Genomic DNA, 18,645 nt, shown 5'->3' on the forward strand with positions numbered 1-18,645 from the left:
TCGTTTCTCCGCGCCCTAGCGGATCTGGTGCTTGTGCAGCAATCGGTAAAAAGTCGGCCGTGAAACGCCCAGTACTCGAGCGGCTACGCTGAGGTTGTCACTGTGGCGGCTCAATACGTCGCACAATGCCTGGCGTTCGGCACGGGTCTTGTAGTCTTCGAGGGTGCCCATCGGCGCGGTAATCGTCTGTTGGCCAATCAACCCCAGGTCCCGCGCCTCGATCTGCCGGCCTTCAGCCAGCACCAACCCTCGACGCACGCGATTCGCCAGCTCACGAACATTGCCCGGCCAATCGTGTTTGCCCATGGCAATCAGCGCGTCGTCGCTGAAACTGCGCGGCCGACGTCCGGTTTCCTGGCTGTAGAAGTGAGCAAAATGGTTGGCCAACATCGCCAGATCGCCGTGACGCTCGCGTAACGGTGCGGTGACCACCTGCAGGACGTTGAGCCGGTAGTACAAATCCTCGCGGAAGCGTTTGGCTTCGATCGCGGATTCCAGATCCACGTGGGTGGCTGCCAAGACCCGAACATCCACCGGAATAAGTTGACTGCCGCCCACCCGTTCGATGTGTTTTTCCTGAAGGAAACGCAACAGGTTGGCTTGCAACTCAAGGGGCAGATCGCCTATTTCGTCCAGAAACAGGGTGCCGCCATTGGCGGCTTCAATACGTCCGACTTTACGTTGATGAGCGCCGGTGAAAGCACCCTTTTCGTGGCCAAACAGCTCGGACTGAATCAGATGTTCGGGGATCGCACCACAGTTGATCGCGACAAACGGTTTGCTGCGGCGTTGCGACTGACGGTGCAGGGTTCTGGCGACCAGTTCTTTACCGGTACCGCTTTCCCCTCGAATCAACACCGGCGACTCGGTCGGCGCCAATTTGCTCAGCAGCTTGCGTAATTCGCGGATCGGCCGGCTGTCGCCCAGCAGTTCATGCTCGGGCTGGTCGACGTGAATCGTGCCCTGACCGCGCAGACGCGCCATACCGAATGCCCGTCCAAGGGTCACTTGAACCCTGGAGACGTCGAACGGCAAGGTATGAAAATCGAAAAACCATTCGCAGACAAAATCGCCGGCATTCTGCAACCGCAGGACTTCCTGGTTGAGAACAGCGATCCATTCAGTGCCGCTGTGGCTGATCAGCCCTTTGACGGCTTCCGGGCGCTCAAGATGAACAGGTTGAAGGCGCAGCAGGCCGACATCACAGGATCGATGAGCGGCGTCCTCCAGCGTACAGCTGTCGACATCCCAGCCGATCGTACGCAGGCCGGGTAATAGGCGATGGCAGTCGTCACACGGATCAACCACTAGCAAACGTCGCAATGCAGGCGTTTCGATCATGACTGTTCCTTGGCGCCAAAAAATTAGAAAAGTTATTGGAAACAGTCGTTTGGCGGTCCTGAATGTAACGTTAGCAAGGTATTGACGCTGTCTTGTATCGTTTAACTATAAGGTTAACGTCGTTTTCGTTATAAAACACACCTCCGTCAGTTACCTGACGGGTTTGAACCTTTCATTCAGCTTTCAACGCGGCCCTTGCAGTTGAACCTATAAAAGAAAGTTGAAATTTCTTTTGATTGTGTGTGACCCGCCCCCCTGTTGCGCGCATCAGTACAAGTAACCAGCCGAACGGTAAGCCCAACCGACGGCACATCACTTGATTGGGCACAGACGAGAGAAGACCCCATGAACGCCCCGCTCCGTATCAACGAAGCTCTTTTGATTGCCGACCGCGCATTTACGCCATTTCAATGCGTGGCCTGGGCTCCACAGGACGGTACTGGCGAACTCAGCCTGACCGTCATCGACCGCACCAGCACCCCTATCGGCCGCAAACAGATCCCAAGCAGCGCCTACACCGACCCGGCCCAACTTGAATTCTTGCTGGAACAGGTTCGCGCCGAGTTGAGCGAGGAAGGTTATCAGCTGCAATCCTGGACAATGCCGCAGTAAATCAAATGAAGTGTGCGGATCACCACGAAGTGATCCGCACTGTTTTATCGATGCACCTCAAAACTCCCCTCCTCTTCGCCAGACACTGTTGACGCTTTATTGCGATAGACGGTCGTATTCCCCTGGCAAACTTGTCACCGGTTCGCAAAGACATTGTTCTGGCACACAACGCCGCTCCGCCTGTAGTTCCGGATAGTTGTGCAATGCACCAATCAGGGATTGAATATTTCCTTCGAAGTCTTCCTCCGCGGTTCTGGATCCGGTTGACTCGCAAGGAGATGCGACATGTCCATCCATCATGCTTTTGCCTACGCCGCCCCCATCAGCACAGCGGGACAACTCGACTCAAGCTTTGCATCGTCAGGTAAGGCCTGGGTGCAGTTCGCGGGTAGCCTGTCGAGCATGGCCAACGATGTCGCGGTCGACTCGATGGGCCGCTTGCTGGTCGCGGCCAAGGTCGGAATGCACGATGGTTGCCGCTATGGGCTGGCCCGACTGCTTGAGGACGGCTCAGCGGATCCGAGCTTCGGCGTCCAGGGCAGCATCATCGGCCAGTTCGAAAGTGGCTTCGAAGCCACCGGTGGCAAGGTTCAAGAACTGCCCGACGGAAAAATCCTCCTTTGCGGCCTGCATTACCAGGACCCTCACCGTACGTTCCCGGCGCTGGCACTGTTTAACCGGCATGGGCAGCCGGATCTGAATTTTGGTAACCAGGGTGTACAGATCGTGCGCTTACCCGGTGATTTGTCCCGAGGCCTGCGTGACGACTGGTTACCGCCGGGAATCCCCGGGGCCGAAGCCTGTGACTTCTGTGTACAGGCCGATGGCCGGATCCTGTTGTTGGCCAATCATCATTACGAGTTTGCGGATCACGTCGGCATCCTGATACGACTGAATCCGGACGGGACGCTGGACGATACCTTCAACGGCCATGGTTTTGTCATGGTCAGACACCTGCTGATGAATACCTGGCTTAGCAGCATTCTGGTGCAGGCAGACGGTCAGATTCTGGTCGCAGGGTCTATCGACCTGCCACAGAAAGGTTTGCTGGCGCGCTTCGACAAAACCGGGCGGCTGGACGACAACTTCGCTGAAGACGGCTTTTTCAGCTTCAAGGTTCTGGGGCGCAGCGCCCAGGTTAGCCGGGTGATCGAACAAATGGATGGACGTTTGCAGTGTTTCGGTAGCAGTCGCGACCCGATGCATTGCCTGTCGCTGACCGTACGCAGCAATGGTCGGCCAGACACTCATTGCAACGGCGGGTATGCGCGGCTCACCGAAATGGGTAGCAGTGGCTGCCTTTGGACGGCAGCCCAGGTTCTTGCCGATGGCCGTGTGCTGAGCGTCGGTGCAACCATAGGCGGTGTTGCAGCGGATTTCATTCTGGCGCGACATCTCCCGAATGGACGCCTGGATCGTGAATTTGCCAATGGCCAAGGCTGGGTTCGCACTCGACTGGGGCGCAGCCTCGACACAGCGACCTCGCTGGCGGTGCAGGCAGACGAGCGGATTGTGGTAAGCGGTTACTCGCTGGACGGCCACTATCGGGCGGTATTGGCGCGCTATCTGGGATAGTGCTTTGCCTTTGCTCCGCTACAGGTGCGCCATCACCGATTGATAATGAAACTCAAGAACTTGATCTTCCCCGACTGTTACGGCAAGTTGCGCGCTTCTTAATAGAAGGAGCAACCGATGTCCGGTTCAATGGCCCAGGCGTTTGCGCACAATTTCCTCGGGCATTCACCGCGCTGGTACAAGGCGAGCATTCTCGCGTTCCTGATTCTCAACCCGCTGGTGCTCTGGACGGCAGGTCCGGTGGCGGCAGGCTGGTTGCTGGTGGCGGAGTTCATTTTCACCCTGGCCATGGCACTCAAGTGCTACCCGCTGATGCCGGGTGGTCTGTTGATGGTCGAAGCGTTGCTGTTGCGCATGACCACACCTGTTGCCCTGTATGACGAACTGCAACACAACTTCCCGGTGATCCTGCTGCTGATGTTCATGGTCGCCGGCATTTACTTCATGAAAGACCTGCTGCTGTTCCTGTTCTCCCGACTGTTGCTTGGGGTTCGCTCCAAGGCATTATTGGGGCTGATGTTCTGTTTTCTGTCAGCGTTTCTGTCGGCATTTCTCGATGCGCTGACGGTAACTGCTGTGATCATCAGTGCGGCCGTGGGGTTTTACTCGGTCTATCACCGCGTAGCGTCGGGCAATGACCCACGGCAGGACAGTGAATTCAGCGATGACCACAACCTGCCTGTCCTGCATCACGAAGACCTTGAGCAGTTCCGCTCATTCCTGCGCAGTTTGTTGATGCATGGCGCCGTGGGTACGGCGCTCGGCGGTGTTTGCACCTTGGTGGGCGAGCCGCAGAACCTGCTGATCGGTCATGAGCTGGGCTGGCACTTTGCAGAGTTCTTCCAAAAAGTCGCCCCGGTCTCGCTGCCAGTGTTGATGGCGGGGCTGGTGACCTGTGTGTTGCTGGAGAAATTGCGCTGGTTCGGTTACGGCACTTTGCTGCCCGACAACGTCCGCGCGGTGCTGGCCAACTATGCGGCACAGGACAATGCAGAGCGCACGGCCCGCCAACGCGCTGCATTACTAGTACAAGGCGCAGCCGCGCTGATTCTGATTGTCGGACTGGCGCTTCACATAGCCGAGGTCGGGCTGATCGGCTTGATGGTGATCGTCTTGATCACCGCGTTCACCGGTATCACCGAAGAGCACCGGATCGGCAATGCCTTCAAGGATGCGATGCCGTTTACGGCGTTGCTGGTGGTGTTCTTCGCCGTCGTGGCGGTGATTCACGATCAGCAACTGTTTACGCCGTTGATCCAGTGGGTGCTGGCCCTGCCGGTAGATCAGCAACCGGGCATGCTGTTTATCGCTAACGGTTTGTTGTCAGCGATCAGCGATAACGTGTTCGTGGCGACCATCTACATCACGGAGGTCAAGCAGGCGTTCATCTCCGGCCATATGAGCCGCGAGCATTTCGAAACCCTGGCAATTGCCATCAATACCGGCACCAACCTGCCCAGTGTGGCCACACCCAATGGTCAGGCGGCATTCCTGTTTTTGCTGACCTCGGCGATTGCCCCGCTGATTCGGCTGTCTTACGGGCGCATGGTCTGGATGGCCTTGCCGTACACCGTGGTGATGGGTGTGTTGGGCTGGTATGCGGTGAGCTACTGGCTGTAACACCGACTAATGTGGGAGCGGGCTTGCTCGCGAAAGCGGTGTGTCATTCGACAACGATGCTGAATGATATGGCCTCTTCGCGAGCAAGCCCGCTCCCACAGGGTTTTGTGTGAATTATTACCTGACTCAGCCGAGGCTGTGCCAGACGCGACCGTCGCGGGCCAGTAACTCATCAGCAGCATCCGGCCCATCTTCGCCGGCAGCGTAGGTTTGCACCGTTGCGTCCTCTTTCCAGGCATCGAGGAACGGCTGAACCGCGCGCCAGCCGTTTTCAATATTGTCAGCTCGCTGAAACAGCGTCTGATCACCGGTCAGGCAATCGTAGATCAAGGTTTCATAACCGGTGGATGGCTGCATTTCGAAGAAGTCCTTGTAGGCAAAACCCAGCTCGATGTTGGCCATGTTCAACGCAGGCCCAGGACGCTTGGCCAGCAGGTCGAACCACATGCCTTCATTGGGCTGAATCTGGATCCTCAGGTAAGTCGGTTGCAGCTCATCGACTTCGGTATCGCGAAACTGTGCGTAGGGCGCAGGTTTGAAGCAGATGGCTATTTCGGTGTCGCGTACGCTCATCCGTTTGCCGGTACGCAAGTAGAACGGCACGCCGACCCAACGCCAGTTGTCGATCATCACCTTGAGCGCGACATAGGTTTCCGTCGTGCTGTCTGGCGCGACGTTGGGTTCTTCGCGATAACCGGCCAACGGCTTGCCTGAAATTTCACCGGCGACATACTGACCGCGTACCGAGTTGGCTCGCGCCTCTTCGGTGGACCAGGGACGAATCGCCCCTACGACCTTGGCTTTTTCACCTCGAACCGCATCGGCACCGAAGGCCGCCGGCGGTTCCATCGCGACCATCGCCAGCAACTGGAACAGGTGATTGGGCACCATATCCCGCAGAGCGCCCGTGTGTTCATAGAAACTGCCACGGGTTTCGACGCCAACGGTTTCGGCGGCGGTGATTTGTACGTGATCGATGTAATGGTTGCTCCAGAATGCTTCGAACAGGCTGTTGGAGAACCGGCTGACCAGAATGTTCTGCACGGTCTCCTTGCCCAGGTAATGGTCGATCCGGTAGATCTGCTTTTCCGTCATGACTTTGAGCAAGCAAGCGTTCAAGGCCTCGGCGGTATGCAGGTCGGAGCCGAAGGGTTTTTCGATCACGACCCGACGGAAGGCGTCGTCGCTCTCCACCAGCAGCCCGGACGAACCCAGACGGCGCACCACTTCACTGAAAAAGCGCGGCGCGGTGGCCAGATAGAACACCGCGTTGCCGGTAGCACTCTCGGCGATTTTCGCGCCCAGCGCCTGATAGGTGCTGTCGTCGAGAAAATCGCCCTGGACATAGCTGATGCCCTTGGCCAGTTTGGCCCAGAGCACCGGGTCCAGAGTGTCATGGCCGTTGCCGACCTTGTTGGCCGCCTCGGTGCGAATGAAGTCCTCGAGTTTTTTGGCGAAGTCCACATCGCTGATCGCGTTGTGGTCGACACCGATGATCCGCAGTCCATCACCGAGCAAACCATCACGACTGAGGTTGTACAGCGCCGGCATCAGCAAGCGCTTGACCAGGTCGCCGTGAGCACCGAACAGAAATAGCGTGGTTGGCGGTGCAGGGTGTGCCTTGGATTTCTTGCGGATCGAAGTCATTTTTTCGGAGTCTCGACATGACCGCCAAAACCAAAGCGCATGGCCGAAAGGATTTTGTCGCCATAGGCGCCTTGCTGGCGCGAGCGGTAACGGGAAAACAGCGAGCTGGACAGCACCGGTACCGGCACCGCTTGCTCCATCGCCGCTTCGATGGTCCAGCGACCTTCGCCGCTGTCGGCGACGGAACCGGAGTAACCGTCGAGCTTCGGATCGCTGGCCAGGGCATCGGCCGTCAGGTCCAGCAACCAGGACGAGACCACGCTGCCACGACGCCAGACTTCGGCAATGTCGGCCACGTTCAGATCAAAACGCTGATCTTCCGGCAGGTTCTCCGAGGCTTTGGTTTTGAGGATGTCGAAACCTTCGGCAAACGCCTGCATCATCCCGTATTCGATACCGTTGTGAATCATCTTCACAAAGTGCCCGGAACCTGCAGGGCCGGCGTGAATGTAGCCACGTTCGGCACGATCATCTTCGGCCACCCGGTCCTTGGTCCGCGGGATATCGCCCAGGCCTGGCGCCAGCGCGTCGAACAACGGGTCAAGGCGATCAACCACGTCAGCATCACCGCCGATCATCATGCAGTAACCGCGCTCCAGCCCCCAAACGCCGCCGGAGGTACCAACGTCGATGTATTTCAGGCCTTTTTCGGACAAGGTTTTCGCGCGGCGAATGTCGTCCTTATAGAAGGTGTTGCCGCCATCGATGATCACATCGCCGGCGTCCAGCAACTGGCTCAAGGTGTCGATGGTTTCTTCGGTTGGCGCGCCCGCTGGCAGCATGATCCAGACCGCTCGGGGTTTATCCAGTGCCGCGACCAGTGCCGGCAAGTCCACGACGCCAGTGGCGCCCTCTTGACTCAGGGTGTCAACGAACGCGGTGTTGCGGTCATAGACCACAGTGGTGTGCCCATTGAGCATCAGGCGCCGCGCAATGTTGCCGCCCATGCGGCCCAGTCCGATAATCCCCAGTTGCATGTGCTGATGCTCCTTACTACAAATAAAGGTGTGCCAAAGGTTATAGCGCAATGAGCCTGATTAAGGTTAGTCCAGAGCGCTGCAACATAGTTTCCGGACGATTTGCCCGAGCTATAGGGATAACGTCCCAAACGTTGGCGAAGACACAGGGACAACGAAAAATAAAAAAGTTCCATAAATAACAAAAAGAAACCAGAATCGGCGCCGAAAGTGGTTCGAGCATGGCTCCCGAGCGGTCCGGCCACAGATGTGACACGCCATTTTCGAGGTGAGCAATGGGCACCGTAGTAAACGCACTGCCTCCACAAACGCTTTACGTCACTATCCGTCGTGACGAGTTGCGCCAACTCAAAGCCGAACGTGAGCAGCTGCTCGAGCAGGTCGCGCAACTGCGCCGGTTGCTTGCCCAGGCACAATTGCCTGAGCAACCGGTAACGCGCTAAACCGACGGGTGCCTGAGTAACGATCCAGGCGCCGCGCTCGCGCAAACAGAGATGCAACCCAAGCGCAACACCATGCTCACAACGTTCTCCGAGCAGGCTGATGAACACCCTTATGAACGCGAGCAGAAGGCACTGATCGACTTCAGCCTGATGAAACCCAAGGCTGCTGCGCCTACCGCTGTCAGTGCCTCAACCACCAAGCCGTAATCTCTTCAGTTATAGTACGCAACCTGTGGGAGCGGGCTTGCTCGCGAAGAGGGAGTGTCAGTCGACATTAATGTTGCCTGGCACACCGCCTTCGCGAGCAAGCCCGCTCCCACATGGATTGCGCTTGGCTGACTGACGTTAATCCCCCAAGGATGCCTTTCTTGTTTAAAGCGCCTTGATCCAAAACAGCATGCGACCGTGAGCTGGATCGAACATCCCCGCCGAAAACCCGAACTTGCTGTAGGAACCCTGCGCGACTGCGTTGCCTTCCAGCACTTCCAGAGTGATTTTGCAGCAGCCGCGCTGACGGGCAATGTCCTCGACCTTTTGCAGCATCTTTTGGCTCAGGCCCAACCCGCGGAATTTTCCGACCACCATTACGTCGTGGACGTTGATCAGTGGACGGCAGGCAAAGGTCGAGAAACCTTCGAAGCAATTCACTAGCCCGGCAGGCTCCCCGTGAACAAACGCCAGGACACTGAACGCATGGGGTCGCTTGGCCAGTTCGCCGGGCAATTGCTGCAAGACATCGGCCGATAACGGCGTGCCACCACCCATCGGGTCTTCTGCGTAGTGGTTCAGAACAAGACTGATCGCTTCGGCGTGTATCGGGTTGGTGTAGCTGGCCTGGAGTACCAGGATATCTGCGGATTCCATTTCCATCCTCGATCAAACAGTGAGTGTGCATCCCTGCGCGCATCGCGCTGTCAGCGCTGGGCTAACCGACATTAGCCTGCCGGGAGCACTGCGGACAACTGCCAAATCACCACCGAGCGACGTTTTTATCGGCAATGCATTACGGGACACCTCCCTCTGTTGCTCAGCGGTACAAAAAGCAGGAGTTTTCCGATTTTTTCGAAAGCTAAATACACAGAACAAAAACAACAGGCAGGACGACAGGCCATAAACATCGCTACACCATAGATAAACCGGGCCTTTTCGAGCACGACCCGATGAATGAAGCGCTGTAGGACGCCTACAACAAGGTTTTATCAGTCAACCAAAAGCATTGACAGGGGAATCGGATCCAGCAACTCTTGTACCCAACGCAAACAAAAAACATGAGATTGCCAACCATGAGCCACTCCCCTTTCCCTCTCGTCGAGATCAGCGGTACCCCTTTCGAACGCGGCGTTCAATACGGTCAAGCCGTCAGTCAACGGATTCACAAAAGCATCGAGATCTACTCCGTCCAACTGCTGAAGATGGGTTACACCTGGGCCGACATCCGTGGCTTTGCCAATGAATTCGTGCCCAGCATCGAAGCATTCGAGCCGGAGTACGCTCAGGAAATGCGCGGCATCGCCGAGGGTGCAGGCTGCGATTTCGAAGCTATCGTGCTGATCAACGCCCGCACCGAGATCATCCAGCTGGGCCGACGCAAGGCTCGCCTGCCAGATCCGGACGGCTGCACCGGAGCGGTGATTCTGCCGACGGCTTCGGCCGCAAACGAAGTGATTCACGGACAAAACTGGGACTGGCGCGCGGAATGTGCCGAGAGCGCCATCGTGTTGAAGGTCCTGCGCGAAGACGGCCCGGATGTGTTGACCTTCACCGAGGCCGGAGGTCTGGCCCGCAACGGGTTGAACTCGATTGGCACCGCAATCACCGCCAATTACCTGGAGTCCGAACGCGACTACACCCAGGTCGGCGTGCCACTGCCGTTCATTCGACGCAAGGCGCTGGAGGCCGCGCACTTCGCGCTGTCGATCAAGGTGGTCGCCACCACCGCAAAATCCACCTCCAACAACATGATGCTCAGCCACGCCGGTGGGTACGCGATCAATTTTGAATGCGCCCCGGACGAAGTCTTCCCGATTCAGGCGGAACAGGGATTGCTGGTGCACGCCAACCATTGGCAGAGCCCGGTGGCACTGGGCAAGTTGCGTGAAGCCGGATTAAACAGCGTGCCGGAAAGTCTCTACCGCGATGTGCGTGTGCGACAGATCCTCAGTGAAACGCCCGGACAATTGACCGTCGAGCACCTGAAAAAAGCCTTCTTCGATGACTTCGGCACGCCATGGGCCGTGTGTCGCCCACCGCTTTCCAATATGGCCGGCAACCTTTCGGCCACGGTCGCCATGGTGGTGATGCGCCCGGCCAAAGGTCTGATGGAGGTCGCACCGCTGCCGGCGGTGAACCGCGAGTTCAGCGCCTATACGCTGGCAATGGAGAGCGACATCAACCACTACCTCAAGTAACTCACGCGACACCCACGCCTGCGGGCGGCACGACAACAACAATGACAATAAACAACTAACGGTTTGCGATTTCTGCCGGTTCCAACCGTCGCAAACCGCCAATGGAGAATCACTCCCGTGCATACATTCACTCGTATCGCCCTGACGTTAGGGTTCAGCAGTCTCGCTATTGGCAGTCTCAGCGCCGAGGCCGCCAGCACCTTGCGTGTAGCGCTCAACGCGGACATTCGCAGCACCGATCCTGGCGTCAATCGCGACGAAAACACCGACGCGGTGGTGCTGCACGTCGTCGAAGGTCTGGTGGCCTACCGCGAAGACGCTTCCGTCGGGCCGCTGCTGGCCAGTAAGGTCGAGGTGTCGGCCGATGGCCTGGAATACCGCTTCACCCTGCGTGACGGGGTGAAGTTTCATAACGGTGCGACCCTCACCGCCGCCGACGTGCTGTGGACCTGGAAACGTTATCTCGACCCGCAGACCCAGTGGCGCTGTCTCGCAGACTTCGATGGCCGAAGCGTGGCGAAAGTCGCCGACATCAGCGCGCCAGATCCATTGACCGTGGTCTTCACCCTGGACAAACCCAATGGCTTGTTCCTCGCACAAATGGCCCGCTCCGATTGCGGCGGCACCGGCATCCTGCATCCGTCTTCTGTCGATGGGAACGGCAAGTGGCAAGCGCCAATCGGCACCGGGCCGTTCAAGCTCGCCGAATGGAAGCCGGGGCAATACGTCGATCTACAGCGTTTTAGCAACTACAGCGCCCGTCCAGAGACGAGCCCCGACGGCTACACCGGCAACAAACAGGCCTTCGTCGACGACCTGCGCTTCATGGTCATTCCCGATGCCGCCTCAGCCAAAGCCGCGCTGCAATCCAAAGGCGTCGACGTGCTGCCCGATGTCACGGTAATGGACGCCCGCGAACTCGAGGCTTTGCCGGGCATCAAGACCTCCAGCAGTTCCAACATGTCGCTCAACGCCCTACTGTTCCAGACCCGCGATCCACTGCTCAAGGACGTGCGCATTCGGCGCGCCATCGCGCTGTCGCTGGACAGCGAGCAAATGGTCCAGGCATTGACCGAAGGCACTTCCCACGCCAACAACTCGGTGGTGCCAGACACCAGCCCCTACTACAAAAGCGTTCAGAAGCAAGGCTACAAAGCCAACATCGAAGAAGCCAAACGCCTGCTCAAGGAAGCCGGTTACAACGGCCAGCCACTGAAAATCATCACCAACAAACGCTACCAGAGCGTGTTCGACATGGCGGTGCTGAGCCAGGCCATGGCCCAGGCGGCCGGATTCAACATCGATATCGAAACCCTCGAATGGGGTACGCAACTGGAGCGCTACCAGACCGGTGCCTACCAGATCATGGCGTTCCCCTATTCGGCGCGCTTCGACGCGGCGCTGAACTTCGAATCAGTGATGGGTGACAAGAATCAGCAACCGCGCAAGGTTTGGGACAACCCCCAGGCGCAGGGCTGGATGCTTGAGTCCATGCGTGAAATCGCTCCGCTCAAACGTCAGGCGCTGTTCGATAAGTTGCACCAACAGATGCTCGCCGATGTGCCCATGGTGGTGATGTACAACGGCAGCACCGTGGGTGCGTTTCAGGATCGGGTCGAAGGTTACCGCTCCTGGCCCATTGCCAAACCGCGCCTGTGGGGCGTGAAACTGGCCGAGTAGGAGATCGATCATGGTGCGATTTATCGCTCAACGCCTGGCATTGTCGGTGCCGACCCTGCTGCTGATTTCGGTGGTGGTGTTCGCGCTGATCCGCTTCATCCCCGGCGACCCGGCGCTGTTGATGCTCGGCGATATGGCCGACCCACAAAGCCTGGCCAGCACCCGCGCAGCACTGGGACTGGATCACTCGATTGGTGTGCAGTTCGTCTATTGGTTGCAGTCGGTGCTCAGTGGCGACCTCGGTGTCTCGATCACCAGCAAACAACCGGTGCTGGAACTGATCCTCGAGCGCTTCTCGGTCAGCGCCAGCATCGTGTTGGTGGCGGTCCTGCTGGCGGCGCTGATTGCCGTTCCAGCAGGTCTGTTCGCGGCCTGGAAACAGGACAGCGCGCTGGATCTGGGGTTGGTCACCGGCGCGACCCTGCTGCTGTCGATTCCCAGCTTCTGGCTCGGCTTGCTGTTGCTCTACGCGTTCGGGATCAAGCTCAACTGGCTGCCCGTGGTGGGTTATGTGCCGTTCGCGCAGAACCCCGGTGAAGCCGTGACCTATCTGGTACTGCCGATTGTCACCCTGACACTGGTGGAGTTGGGGGCGATTACCCGGATGGCCCGGGCCAGCACCATCGAGGTGTTGCGCCTGGAATACATCGCCCACGCCAGAGCCAAAGGTTTATCGGAACGCGCGGTGCTGTGGCGTCACGCGCTGCCGAATGCCTTCGCGCCGACCTGGACCTTGATCGGCTTGATCCTCGGCAATTTGCTGGGCGGTATCGCGGTACTGGAAACGGTGTTCACCCTGCCCGGTATCGGCCGCTTGATGGTTGACGCCATCTACGCTCGCGACTACCCCGTGCTGCAAGGCTGCCTGCTGTTGATCACCTTCATCTACGTGGCGGTCAACCTGCTGGTCGACCTGCTCTATCCACTCTTCGACCCAAGGGTGAAGCTATGACTGTCTCCCTGTCTTCCGTGAGCCCTGCACCTGCGCGTCGTCCGCTGCGTTGGCCACCGGCGAACGCCTTGATTGGCTGCACACTGCTGGCGTTGTTAATCGGCATGGCCCTGCTCGGTGTGTTCTGGACACCTTACGATCCGCTGAAAATCGACTTGCTGTCACGCCTCAAGGTGCCCTCGGCGCTGCATTGGCTGGGCACCGACGAGTTTGGTCGGGACGTGCTCAGCCGGCTGATCATCGGTGCGCGCACCAGTTTGTGGATCAGCCTGCTGACCGTGTGCCTGGCGCTGTTTTTCGGCAGCGTGATCGGCATGCTCGCCGGTTACCTGCGGGGCTGGACCGATCGAATCCTGATGATGATCAATGATGCATTGCTGGCGTTCCCCGGGATTCTGATGGCGCTGGGCTTGATGGCGATCATCGGTGCCAGCCAGTACGGCATCGTCCTGGCCTTGAGCATCGCCTACACGCCGTCGGTGGTTCGGGTGGTGCGTGGCAGTGTGCTGTCGTTGCGTGAGCGCGAGTTCATTGAAGCCTCGCGAGTGATCGGCAATTCGGAGATCTACACGCTGTACCGACACATTGCCCCCAACTGTGTCGCGCCGCTGTGCGTGCTTGCCACCAGCATGTTCGGCTGGACGCTGCTGTCGGAAAGCGCCTTGAGCTTCCTCGGCCTGGGTGTTCCGCCACCTGCGGCGACCTGGGGCAACATGCTCGCCGCCAGCCGCCCGTACATTGCCAACGCTACCTGGCTCGGCCTGTTCCCGGGGTTGTTCATCGCCCTGGCGCTGGTCGCCATCAACCTGTTCGGCGACGCCCTGCGCGACCGCCTCGACCCGCGAATGAGCCGTTGATCATGCCCAGTCAAAAACCGTTGCTTGAAGTCGACCATCTGCTGATTCGCGCAGGCGCCGAAGGCCCGCTGGCGGTCAACGATCTGAGTTTCACTGTCGCGCCCGGCGAGATTGTCGCGCTGGTGGGGGAATCCGGGAGCGGCAAGACCATGGCCGCTCGCGCAGCGATTGGCCTGCTGCCACAGCCGATGGAGGTCTGTGGCGGCGCGATCCACTTCGAAGGCCAGGACCTCAATCAACTCAATAGCGCGCAATTGCGTGATATCCGCGGCGCGCGAATCGGCATGGTCTTTCAGGAACCGATGGTCTCGCTCAACCCGGCCATCCGCATCGGCGAGCAAATGGCCGAAGGTCTGCGCCTGCACACCGAGCTGAACACGGCACAGATTCGCCAACGCTGCGTGGACATGCTCACACGCATCGGCATCGCCGATCCCGAGCGCTGCCTGAACGCCTATCCTCATGAGTTCTCCGGCGGCATGCGCCAACGGATCATGCTCGCCTCGGTGATGTTGCTGCGTCCGGCGCTGCTGATTGCCGACGAACCCACCACCGCGCTCGACTGCCTGGCGCAGCTGGACGTGATTGAACTGATGCTGGAGCTGACCCGCGAGCAAGGCACGGCGATCCTGTTCATCAGCCACGATTTGTCGCTGGTGGCGCGTTACGCCCACAAGGTCGTGGTCATGCGCCACGGTCAGGCGGTGGAGCAAGGTTCGATCAATCACATTCTGTTGGCTCCGCAACACGCCTACACCCGCCAATTGCTCGAAGCGCTGCCTAAGCGCGGCGAATTGGCTGCGTTGCCGGCGACCGACAAACCCTTGGTGGAAATCACCGGCGTCAGCATCGAGCATCCGGGGCATGCGCGGTTCTGGGGTAAATCGCAACCCAAGCGCGCCGTACACAACGCCAACCTGTGCATCGCCCCCGGTGAAACCCTGGCGCTGGTCGGTGGCAGCGGCTCGGGCAAAACCACGCTGGGTCGTGCGCTGGTGGGACTGGTCAACCCTTGTGCCGGCGAGATTCGCTTCAAGGGCGTCGATATCCTCAAGGCTGGTCAGCGTGATCATCGGCTGCAATGCCAGATGATCTTTCAAGACCCGTACTCGTCCCTTGATCCGCGGATGCGCATTGGCGAAACCCTCGCCGAACCGCTGCGTCATCTACCGGAGCTGAGCGCAGAGCAAAAACGTCAGCGCGTCGCCACCACGCTGGTGGATATCGGTTTATCTGAAGCGTTCATGGAGCGCTTTCCCCATCAATTGTCGGGCGGACAACGCCAGCGGGTGGCCATCGGTCGAGCCTTGGTGAGGCACCCGCAACTGGTGATCGCCGACGAACCGATTTCGGCGCTGGACATGACCATCCAGAAGCAAATCCTCGAACTGTTCGAGCGCCTGCAGGCGCAGTACGGCTTTGCTTGCCTGTTCATTTCCCATGACCTGGCGGCCGTCGAACGCATCGCCCATCGGGTGGCGGTCATGCACCAGGGGCATATCGTGGAAATCGGCAGCCGTGAGGCGGTCTTCGACAAGCCCTTGCATCCCTACACTCGTCAATTGCTGGCGGCCGCGAGCCCACTGGAACAACTGTCGGGCGGCGGTTACCGCCTCCGACCAACACCCGAAAACCTGCAGCCCACGTCTTAGTTAATCACTGACTTCACCTCTGGCGCCTTCAGACACCCCTGAATGCGCCCCTGGCGAAGCCATGCCCGAGAAAAACAACAAAAGCCCTCACAGGAACCAACACCATGAACGCACGATTCATGCAGCACTTGACCTTGATCGGCGGCACCAGCCTGCTGCCGATGGCCGCCGAAGCGGAATTCCTCAAGGACAGCAAGGCCACGCTGGACCTGAAAAACTACTACTTCAACCGCGACTACCGCGAAGGCGATGGCCAGTCCAAGCGTGACGAATGGGCCCAGGGATTTCTGCTGAACCTGCAATCGGGTTACACCGAAGGCACGGTCGGTTTTGGCCTGGACGCGCTCGGCATGCTCGGGCTGAAGCTCGACTCCAGTCCGGATCGCTCCGGCAGCGGTTTGTTGTCCCGAGAAAGCCAGGCCGAACCGGGCAAGCCGAGCTACGCCAGGCGTGCCCACGACAGCTATTCCAAGGTTGGCCTGACCGCCAAGGCCCGTATTGCCAAGAGCGAACTGCGCCTCGGTCATTTGCTGCCCGACCTGCCGCTGCTGCAACCGAACACCAGCCGGGTGCTGCCGCAGACCTTCGAAGGCGGCATGCTCAGCTCCAAAGACATCAAAGGCCTGACGTTACGCGGCGGGCAGATCGATCAGGTCAAACAGCGGGAATCCACCGACTACGAAAAAATGGGGTTGACCAGTCAGAGCGGGGCTTACAAGAGTTCGGCAAAAAGCGACGAGTTCCGTTTCGGCGGCGCGGATTACCAGTTCAACCCAACGCTTGCCGGCAGCTATTACTACGCGCAGCTTGAGGACATTTATCAGCAGCACTACGTCGGCCTCAAACACAGCCTGGCGTTGGGCGGCGGCACCCTGAAAAGCGATATCCGCTACTTCAGCGCCGACACTGCCGGCGCAGGTCTGGCCGGCACCGTCGATAACCGCGCCTTGAGCACCCGCTTCATGTATGCGATTGCGGGGCACGCCATCGGAGGCGGCTTCCAGCAGCAGTACGGTGAAACACCGTTTGCCTACGTCGACGGCAGCAACACTTACCTGTTCACCGAGTACCAACTGAGCAACTTCTCGCAAACCAAGGAACGTGCCTGGCACGCCCGCTACGATTTCGACTTCGCGACTGTGGGCATTCCGGGGCTGCTATTCTCCACGCGTTACGCCAAGGGCGATCAGGCGCAGATCAGGAAATTTGTCGGTGAAGGCCGGGAATGGGAGCGTGACATCGACCTGGGCTATACCATCCAGAGCGGCCCGCTGAAGAACGTCAGCGCCCGCTGGCGCAACGGCATGAGCAAGAGCAACTACCAGCGCGACACCAACGAAAACCGCTTGGTCCTCAGTTACAGCGTCAAGCTGTGGTAAGACGAAGTTGAAGATCGCAGCCTGCGGCAGCTCCGCCGACCGCGTACACCCCGGGACTTATGGATGTACGTCGCCCCCCGTAGGAGCCGCCGAAGGCTGCGATCTTTTGGCCGTGTTACGCCATGCCGAAGATCAAGATCAAAAGATCGCAGGCTGCGCCAGCTCCTACACCTATCTCCTTTGCCTTTAATCCCGCCTCCCCCGGCACAAGGTTTCAAGCCTCGGCAAAGCGCCGCAATTGCATTTCCTTCAACCGGCTGTGGGTCCGGCGAAACGGGAACTCCAGGTAACCCTCGGTGTACAGCTCATCCATCGACACCTGCGCTTCGAGGTACAGCGGCACTTTGCGGTCGTAGCACTCGTCGACCAGTGCGATAAAGCGCCGCACGCTGTCGTCGTGTACCGACAATTGCGGCAGTTCACGGTCACCGGCATCGACGCGCTCGGCGCCATCCTCGGTGCCTCGGGCAATGCGTCCGGGGCGCTGATGGGCGCTGAGATTGGGCACTTCGCTCAACAAAATAGCGCTGAAGCGATCGCACAGCGCCATGAAGTCCATCGCCGCGAACGGTTGCTCGCACAGGTCCGCGTAGCGGCACCAGAGTACGGTTTCACTGGCCTTGACGGCAGTGACCGAGCGATAGCCGATGGTCACCGGATCGCCGGACACTGGCTGTCCTTCGGTCAGTTCCTTGAACACTTCACTCATCGGGCTGGGCTGACCGGGCGCGTTGACCCAATACCGTTGCAGAGCGGCGCCAGGATGCAATCGGTGATCTTCACCACCGTCCACCGCCACCACCTGCATGTGGCTTTTGATCGCGGCAATCCCCGGCAAAAACCGATCACGGTTGAAACCGTCCGCGTACAGCTGATCCGGGGGTTGATTGGAGGTGCAGACCATCACCACGCCTTCGTCGAACATCACCTGGAACAGCCGCCCGAGGATGAGCGCATCGCCGATGTCGTTCACGAACAACTCGTCAAAACACAACACCCGCACGTCCCGGGCCAGCTCACGGGCCAGTGCTCGCAGCGGGTCGGCGGTGCCGGTCAGTTGAAACGAGCGCTGGTGCACCCAGCCCATGAAATGGTGAAAGTGCTGACGCCGGGCGGGTACCCGCAGGCTTTGGTAGAACTGGTCCATCAACCAGGTCTTGCCCCGCCCGACCGGCCCCCACAGATAAACCCCGGTGATCGGCGTTCGTCCCTGATGCAAGGCTTCGTGACACTGCTGCAACGCCAGAACAGCGTGCTCTTGCGCTGCATCCGGCACGAAGCCTTTTTGCGAGAGGGCGTACTGGTAAGCGCTGAGGGGCGAATCGAAGGTCATATCGGCCTGTTACGGAGCTCAAAGCGCGAAGTATGGCATGTTCGCGGATGAAGCTCGGCTTGTCGGCGGATGATCGTTCCCACGCTCCCGCGTGGGAATGCAGCCCGTGACGCTCTGCGTCACTGGACGCGGAGCGTCCCCAGAGGCATTCCCACGCAGAGCGTGGGAA

Annotated in this window: 16 protein-coding genes; 11 read left to right on the forward strand and 5 right to left on the reverse strand. The window is 59.2% G+C overall.

All coding sequences use genetic code 11. From position 1 onward, the window contains the following. Nucleotides 1-15: 15 nt before the first annotated feature. Nucleotides 16-1,341, reverse strand: a complete 1,326-nt coding sequence (locus AC1RKH_RS04785) for a sigma-54 dependent transcriptional regulator (protein WP_493061335.1) — start codon at nucleotides 1,339-1,341, stop codon at nucleotides 16-18. Between the two features lie 345 nt (nucleotides 1,342-1,686). On the opposite strand from AC1RKH_RS04785, the gene AC1RKH_RS04790 reads away from it, so the two are divergent. The 3 genes from AC1RKH_RS04790 to nhaB all read left to right on the forward strand — a co-directional run bounded on the left by AC1RKH_RS04790 (nucleotide 1,687) and on the right by nhaB (nucleotide 5,148). After that, nucleotides 1,687-1,953, forward strand: coding sequence for a hypothetical protein (locus AC1RKH_RS04790; protein ID WP_493061336.1), 267 nt, complete (start codon nucleotides 1,687-1,689; stop codon nucleotides 1,951-1,953). 285 nt (nucleotides 1,954-2,238) lie between these two features. Further along, nucleotides 2,239-3,528 carry an NHL repeat-containing protein gene (locus AC1RKH_RS04795; protein ID WP_493061337.1) on the forward strand — a complete coding sequence of 430 codons (1,290 nt, stop codon included), beginning with the start codon at nucleotides 2,239-2,241 and terminating at the stop codon, nucleotides 3,526-3,528. A 117-nt stretch (nucleotides 3,529-3,645) separates the two neighbouring features. Then, complete coding sequence (gene nhaB, locus AC1RKH_RS04800; RefSeq protein WP_493061338.1) at nucleotides 3,646-5,148, forward strand: sodium/proton antiporter NhaB; 1,503 nt, start codon at nucleotides 3,646-3,648, stop codon at nucleotides 5,146-5,148. 126 nt (nucleotides 5,149-5,274) lie between these two features. Here the strand turns inward: nhaB and zwf are convergent, their stop codons facing one another. Further along, on the reverse strand, nucleotides 5,275-6,795 hold the full coding sequence (gene zwf / locus AC1RKH_RS04805) for a glucose-6-phosphate dehydrogenase (RefSeq protein ID WP_493061339.1): 1,521 nt from the start codon (nucleotides 6,793-6,795) through the stop codon (nucleotides 5,275-5,277). After that, a complete protein-coding gene (gene gnd, locus AC1RKH_RS04810; RefSeq protein ID WP_493061387.1) occupies nucleotides 6,792-7,796 on the reverse strand; it encodes a phosphogluconate dehydrogenase (NAD(+)-dependent, decarboxylating) in 1,005 nt (334 codons plus the stop codon). Before gnd ends, zwf begins: the two co-directional genes overlap by 4 nt. A 251-nt stretch (nucleotides 7,797-8,047) precedes the next feature. Here gnd and AC1RKH_RS04815 point away from each other — a divergent pair, with 251 nt between their 5' ends. Together AC1RKH_RS04815 and AC1RKH_RS04820 are read left to right on the forward strand one after the other, a co-directional pair. Beyond that, the gene (locus AC1RKH_RS04815; protein WP_185015302.1) at nucleotides 8,048-8,215 is read left to right on the forward strand and encodes a DUF6026 family protein; all 168 of its coding nucleotides are present in this window, start codon (nucleotides 8,048-8,050) and stop codon (nucleotides 8,213-8,215) included. Nucleotides 8,216-8,287: 72 nt separating this feature from the next. Next, the gene (locus tag AC1RKH_RS04820; RefSeq protein ID WP_493061340.1) at nucleotides 8,288-8,422 is read left to right on the forward strand and encodes a hypothetical protein; all 135 of its coding nucleotides are present in this window, start codon (nucleotides 8,288-8,290) and stop codon (nucleotides 8,420-8,422) included. 165 nt (nucleotides 8,423-8,587) lie between these two features. On the opposite strand, the gene AC1RKH_RS04825 is transcribed toward AC1RKH_RS04820, so the two are convergent. Then, the gene (locus AC1RKH_RS04825) at nucleotides 8,588-9,079 is read right to left on the reverse strand and encodes a GNAT family N-acetyltransferase (RefSeq protein ID WP_123424749.1); all 492 of its coding nucleotides are present in this window, start codon (nucleotides 9,077-9,079) and stop codon (nucleotides 8,588-8,590) included. Between the two features lie 419 nt (nucleotides 9,080-9,498). On the opposite strand from AC1RKH_RS04825, the gene AC1RKH_RS04830 reads away from it, so the two are divergent. The 6 genes from AC1RKH_RS04830 to AC1RKH_RS04855 all read left to right on the forward strand — a co-directional run bounded on the left by AC1RKH_RS04830 (nucleotide 9,499) and on the right by AC1RKH_RS04855 (nucleotide 17,143). Beyond that, nucleotides 9,499-10,623: a C45 family autoproteolytic acyltransferase/hydrolase gene (locus AC1RKH_RS04830; protein ID WP_493061341.1), complete on the forward strand. Its 1,125-nt coding sequence runs from the start codon at nucleotides 9,499-9,501 to the stop codon at nucleotides 10,621-10,623. 117 nt (nucleotides 10,624-10,740) lie between these two features. Then, nucleotides 10,741-12,303 (forward strand): ABC transporter substrate-binding protein, encoded by a 1,563-nt coding sequence (locus AC1RKH_RS04835; RefSeq protein WP_493061342.1) that lies wholly within the window; start codon nucleotides 10,741-10,743, stop codon nucleotides 12,301-12,303. A 10-nt stretch (nucleotides 12,304-12,313) separates the two neighbouring features. Beyond that, on the forward strand, nucleotides 12,314-13,255 hold the full coding sequence (locus tag AC1RKH_RS04840; protein WP_493061343.1) for an ABC transporter permease: 942 nt from the start codon (nucleotides 12,314-12,316) through the stop codon (nucleotides 13,253-13,255). After that, nucleotides 13,252-14,112 (forward strand): ABC transporter permease, encoded by an 861-nt coding sequence (locus AC1RKH_RS04845; RefSeq protein ID WP_493061344.1) that lies wholly within the window; start codon nucleotides 13,252-13,254, stop codon nucleotides 14,110-14,112. Before AC1RKH_RS04840 ends, AC1RKH_RS04845 begins: the two co-directional genes overlap by 4 nt. 2 nt (nucleotides 14,113-14,114) lie before the next feature. Then, a complete protein-coding gene (locus AC1RKH_RS04850; protein ID WP_493061345.1) occupies nucleotides 14,115-15,764 on the forward strand; it encodes an ABC transporter ATP-binding protein in 1,650 nt (549 codons plus the stop codon). A 104-nt stretch (nucleotides 15,765-15,868) separates the two neighbouring features. Beyond that, nucleotides 15,869-17,143, forward strand: coding sequence for an OprD family porin (locus tag AC1RKH_RS04855; protein ID WP_493061346.1), 1,275 nt, complete (start codon nucleotides 15,869-15,871; stop codon nucleotides 17,141-17,143). A 214-nt stretch (nucleotides 17,144-17,357) separates the two neighbouring features. Here the strand turns inward: AC1RKH_RS04855 and zapE are convergent, their stop codons facing one another. Next, nucleotides 17,358-18,476: a cell division protein ZapE gene (zapE, locus tag AC1RKH_RS04860; RefSeq protein WP_493061347.1), complete on the reverse strand. Its 1,119-nt coding sequence runs from the start codon at nucleotides 18,474-18,476 to the stop codon at nucleotides 17,358-17,360. Between the last annotated feature and the right edge of the window lie 169 nt (nucleotides 18,477-18,645).

The sequence above is a fragment of the Pseudomonas sp. GW822-FHT06B12 genome, from assembly GCF_058799675.1.

Excerpts from the sequence above, each read along its gene's own strand:
- AC1RKH_RS04785 (WP_493061335.1), bottom strand. The coding sequence starts at position 1,341 with ATGATCGAAACGCCTGCATTGCGACGTTTGCTAGTGGTTGATCCGTGT.
- AC1RKH_RS04795 (WP_493061337.1), top strand. The coding sequence starts at position 2,239 with ATGTCCATCCATCATGCTTTTGCCTACGCCGCCCCCATCAGCACAGCG.
- AC1RKH_RS04830 (WP_493061341.1), top strand. The coding sequence starts at position 9,499 with ATGAGCCACTCCCCTTTCCCTCTCGTCGAGATCAGCGGTACCCCTTTC.
- AC1RKH_RS04820 (WP_493061340.1), top strand. The coding sequence starts at position 8,288 with ATGCTCACAACGTTCTCCGAGCAGGCTGATGAACACCCTTATGAACGC.
- AC1RKH_RS04850 (WP_493061345.1), top strand. The coding sequence starts at position 14,115 with ATGCCCAGTCAAAAACCGTTGCTTGAAGTCGACCATCTGCTGATTCGC.
- zapE (WP_493061347.1), bottom strand. The coding sequence starts at position 18,476 with ATGACCTTCGATTCGCCCCTCAGCGCTTACCAGTACGCCCTCTCGCAA.
- AC1RKH_RS04815 (WP_185015302.1), top strand. The coding sequence starts at position 8,048 with ATGGGCACCGTAGTAAACGCACTGCCTCCACAAACGCTTTACGTCACT.
- AC1RKH_RS04840 (WP_493061343.1), top strand. The coding sequence starts at position 12,314 with ATGGTGCGATTTATCGCTCAACGCCTGGCATTGTCGGTGCCGACCCTG.
- AC1RKH_RS04825 (WP_123424749.1), bottom strand. The coding sequence starts at position 9,079 with ATGGAATCCGCAGATATCCTGGTACTCCAGGCCAGCTACACCAACCCG.
- AC1RKH_RS04845 (WP_493061344.1), top strand. The coding sequence starts at position 13,252 with ATGACTGTCTCCCTGTCTTCCGTGAGCCCTGCACCTGCGCGTCGTCCG.
- zwf (WP_493061339.1), bottom strand. The coding sequence starts at position 6,795 with ATGACTTCGATCCGCAAGAAATCCAAGGCACACCCTGCACCGCCAACC.
- AC1RKH_RS04790 (WP_493061336.1), top strand. The coding sequence starts at position 1,687 with ATGAACGCCCCGCTCCGTATCAACGAAGCTCTTTTGATTGCCGACCGC.
- nhaB (WP_493061338.1), top strand. The coding sequence starts at position 3,646 with ATGTCCGGTTCAATGGCCCAGGCGTTTGCGCACAATTTCCTCGGGCAT.
- AC1RKH_RS04855 (WP_493061346.1), top strand. The coding sequence starts at position 15,869 with ATGAACGCACGATTCATGCAGCACTTGACCTTGATCGGCGGCACCAGC.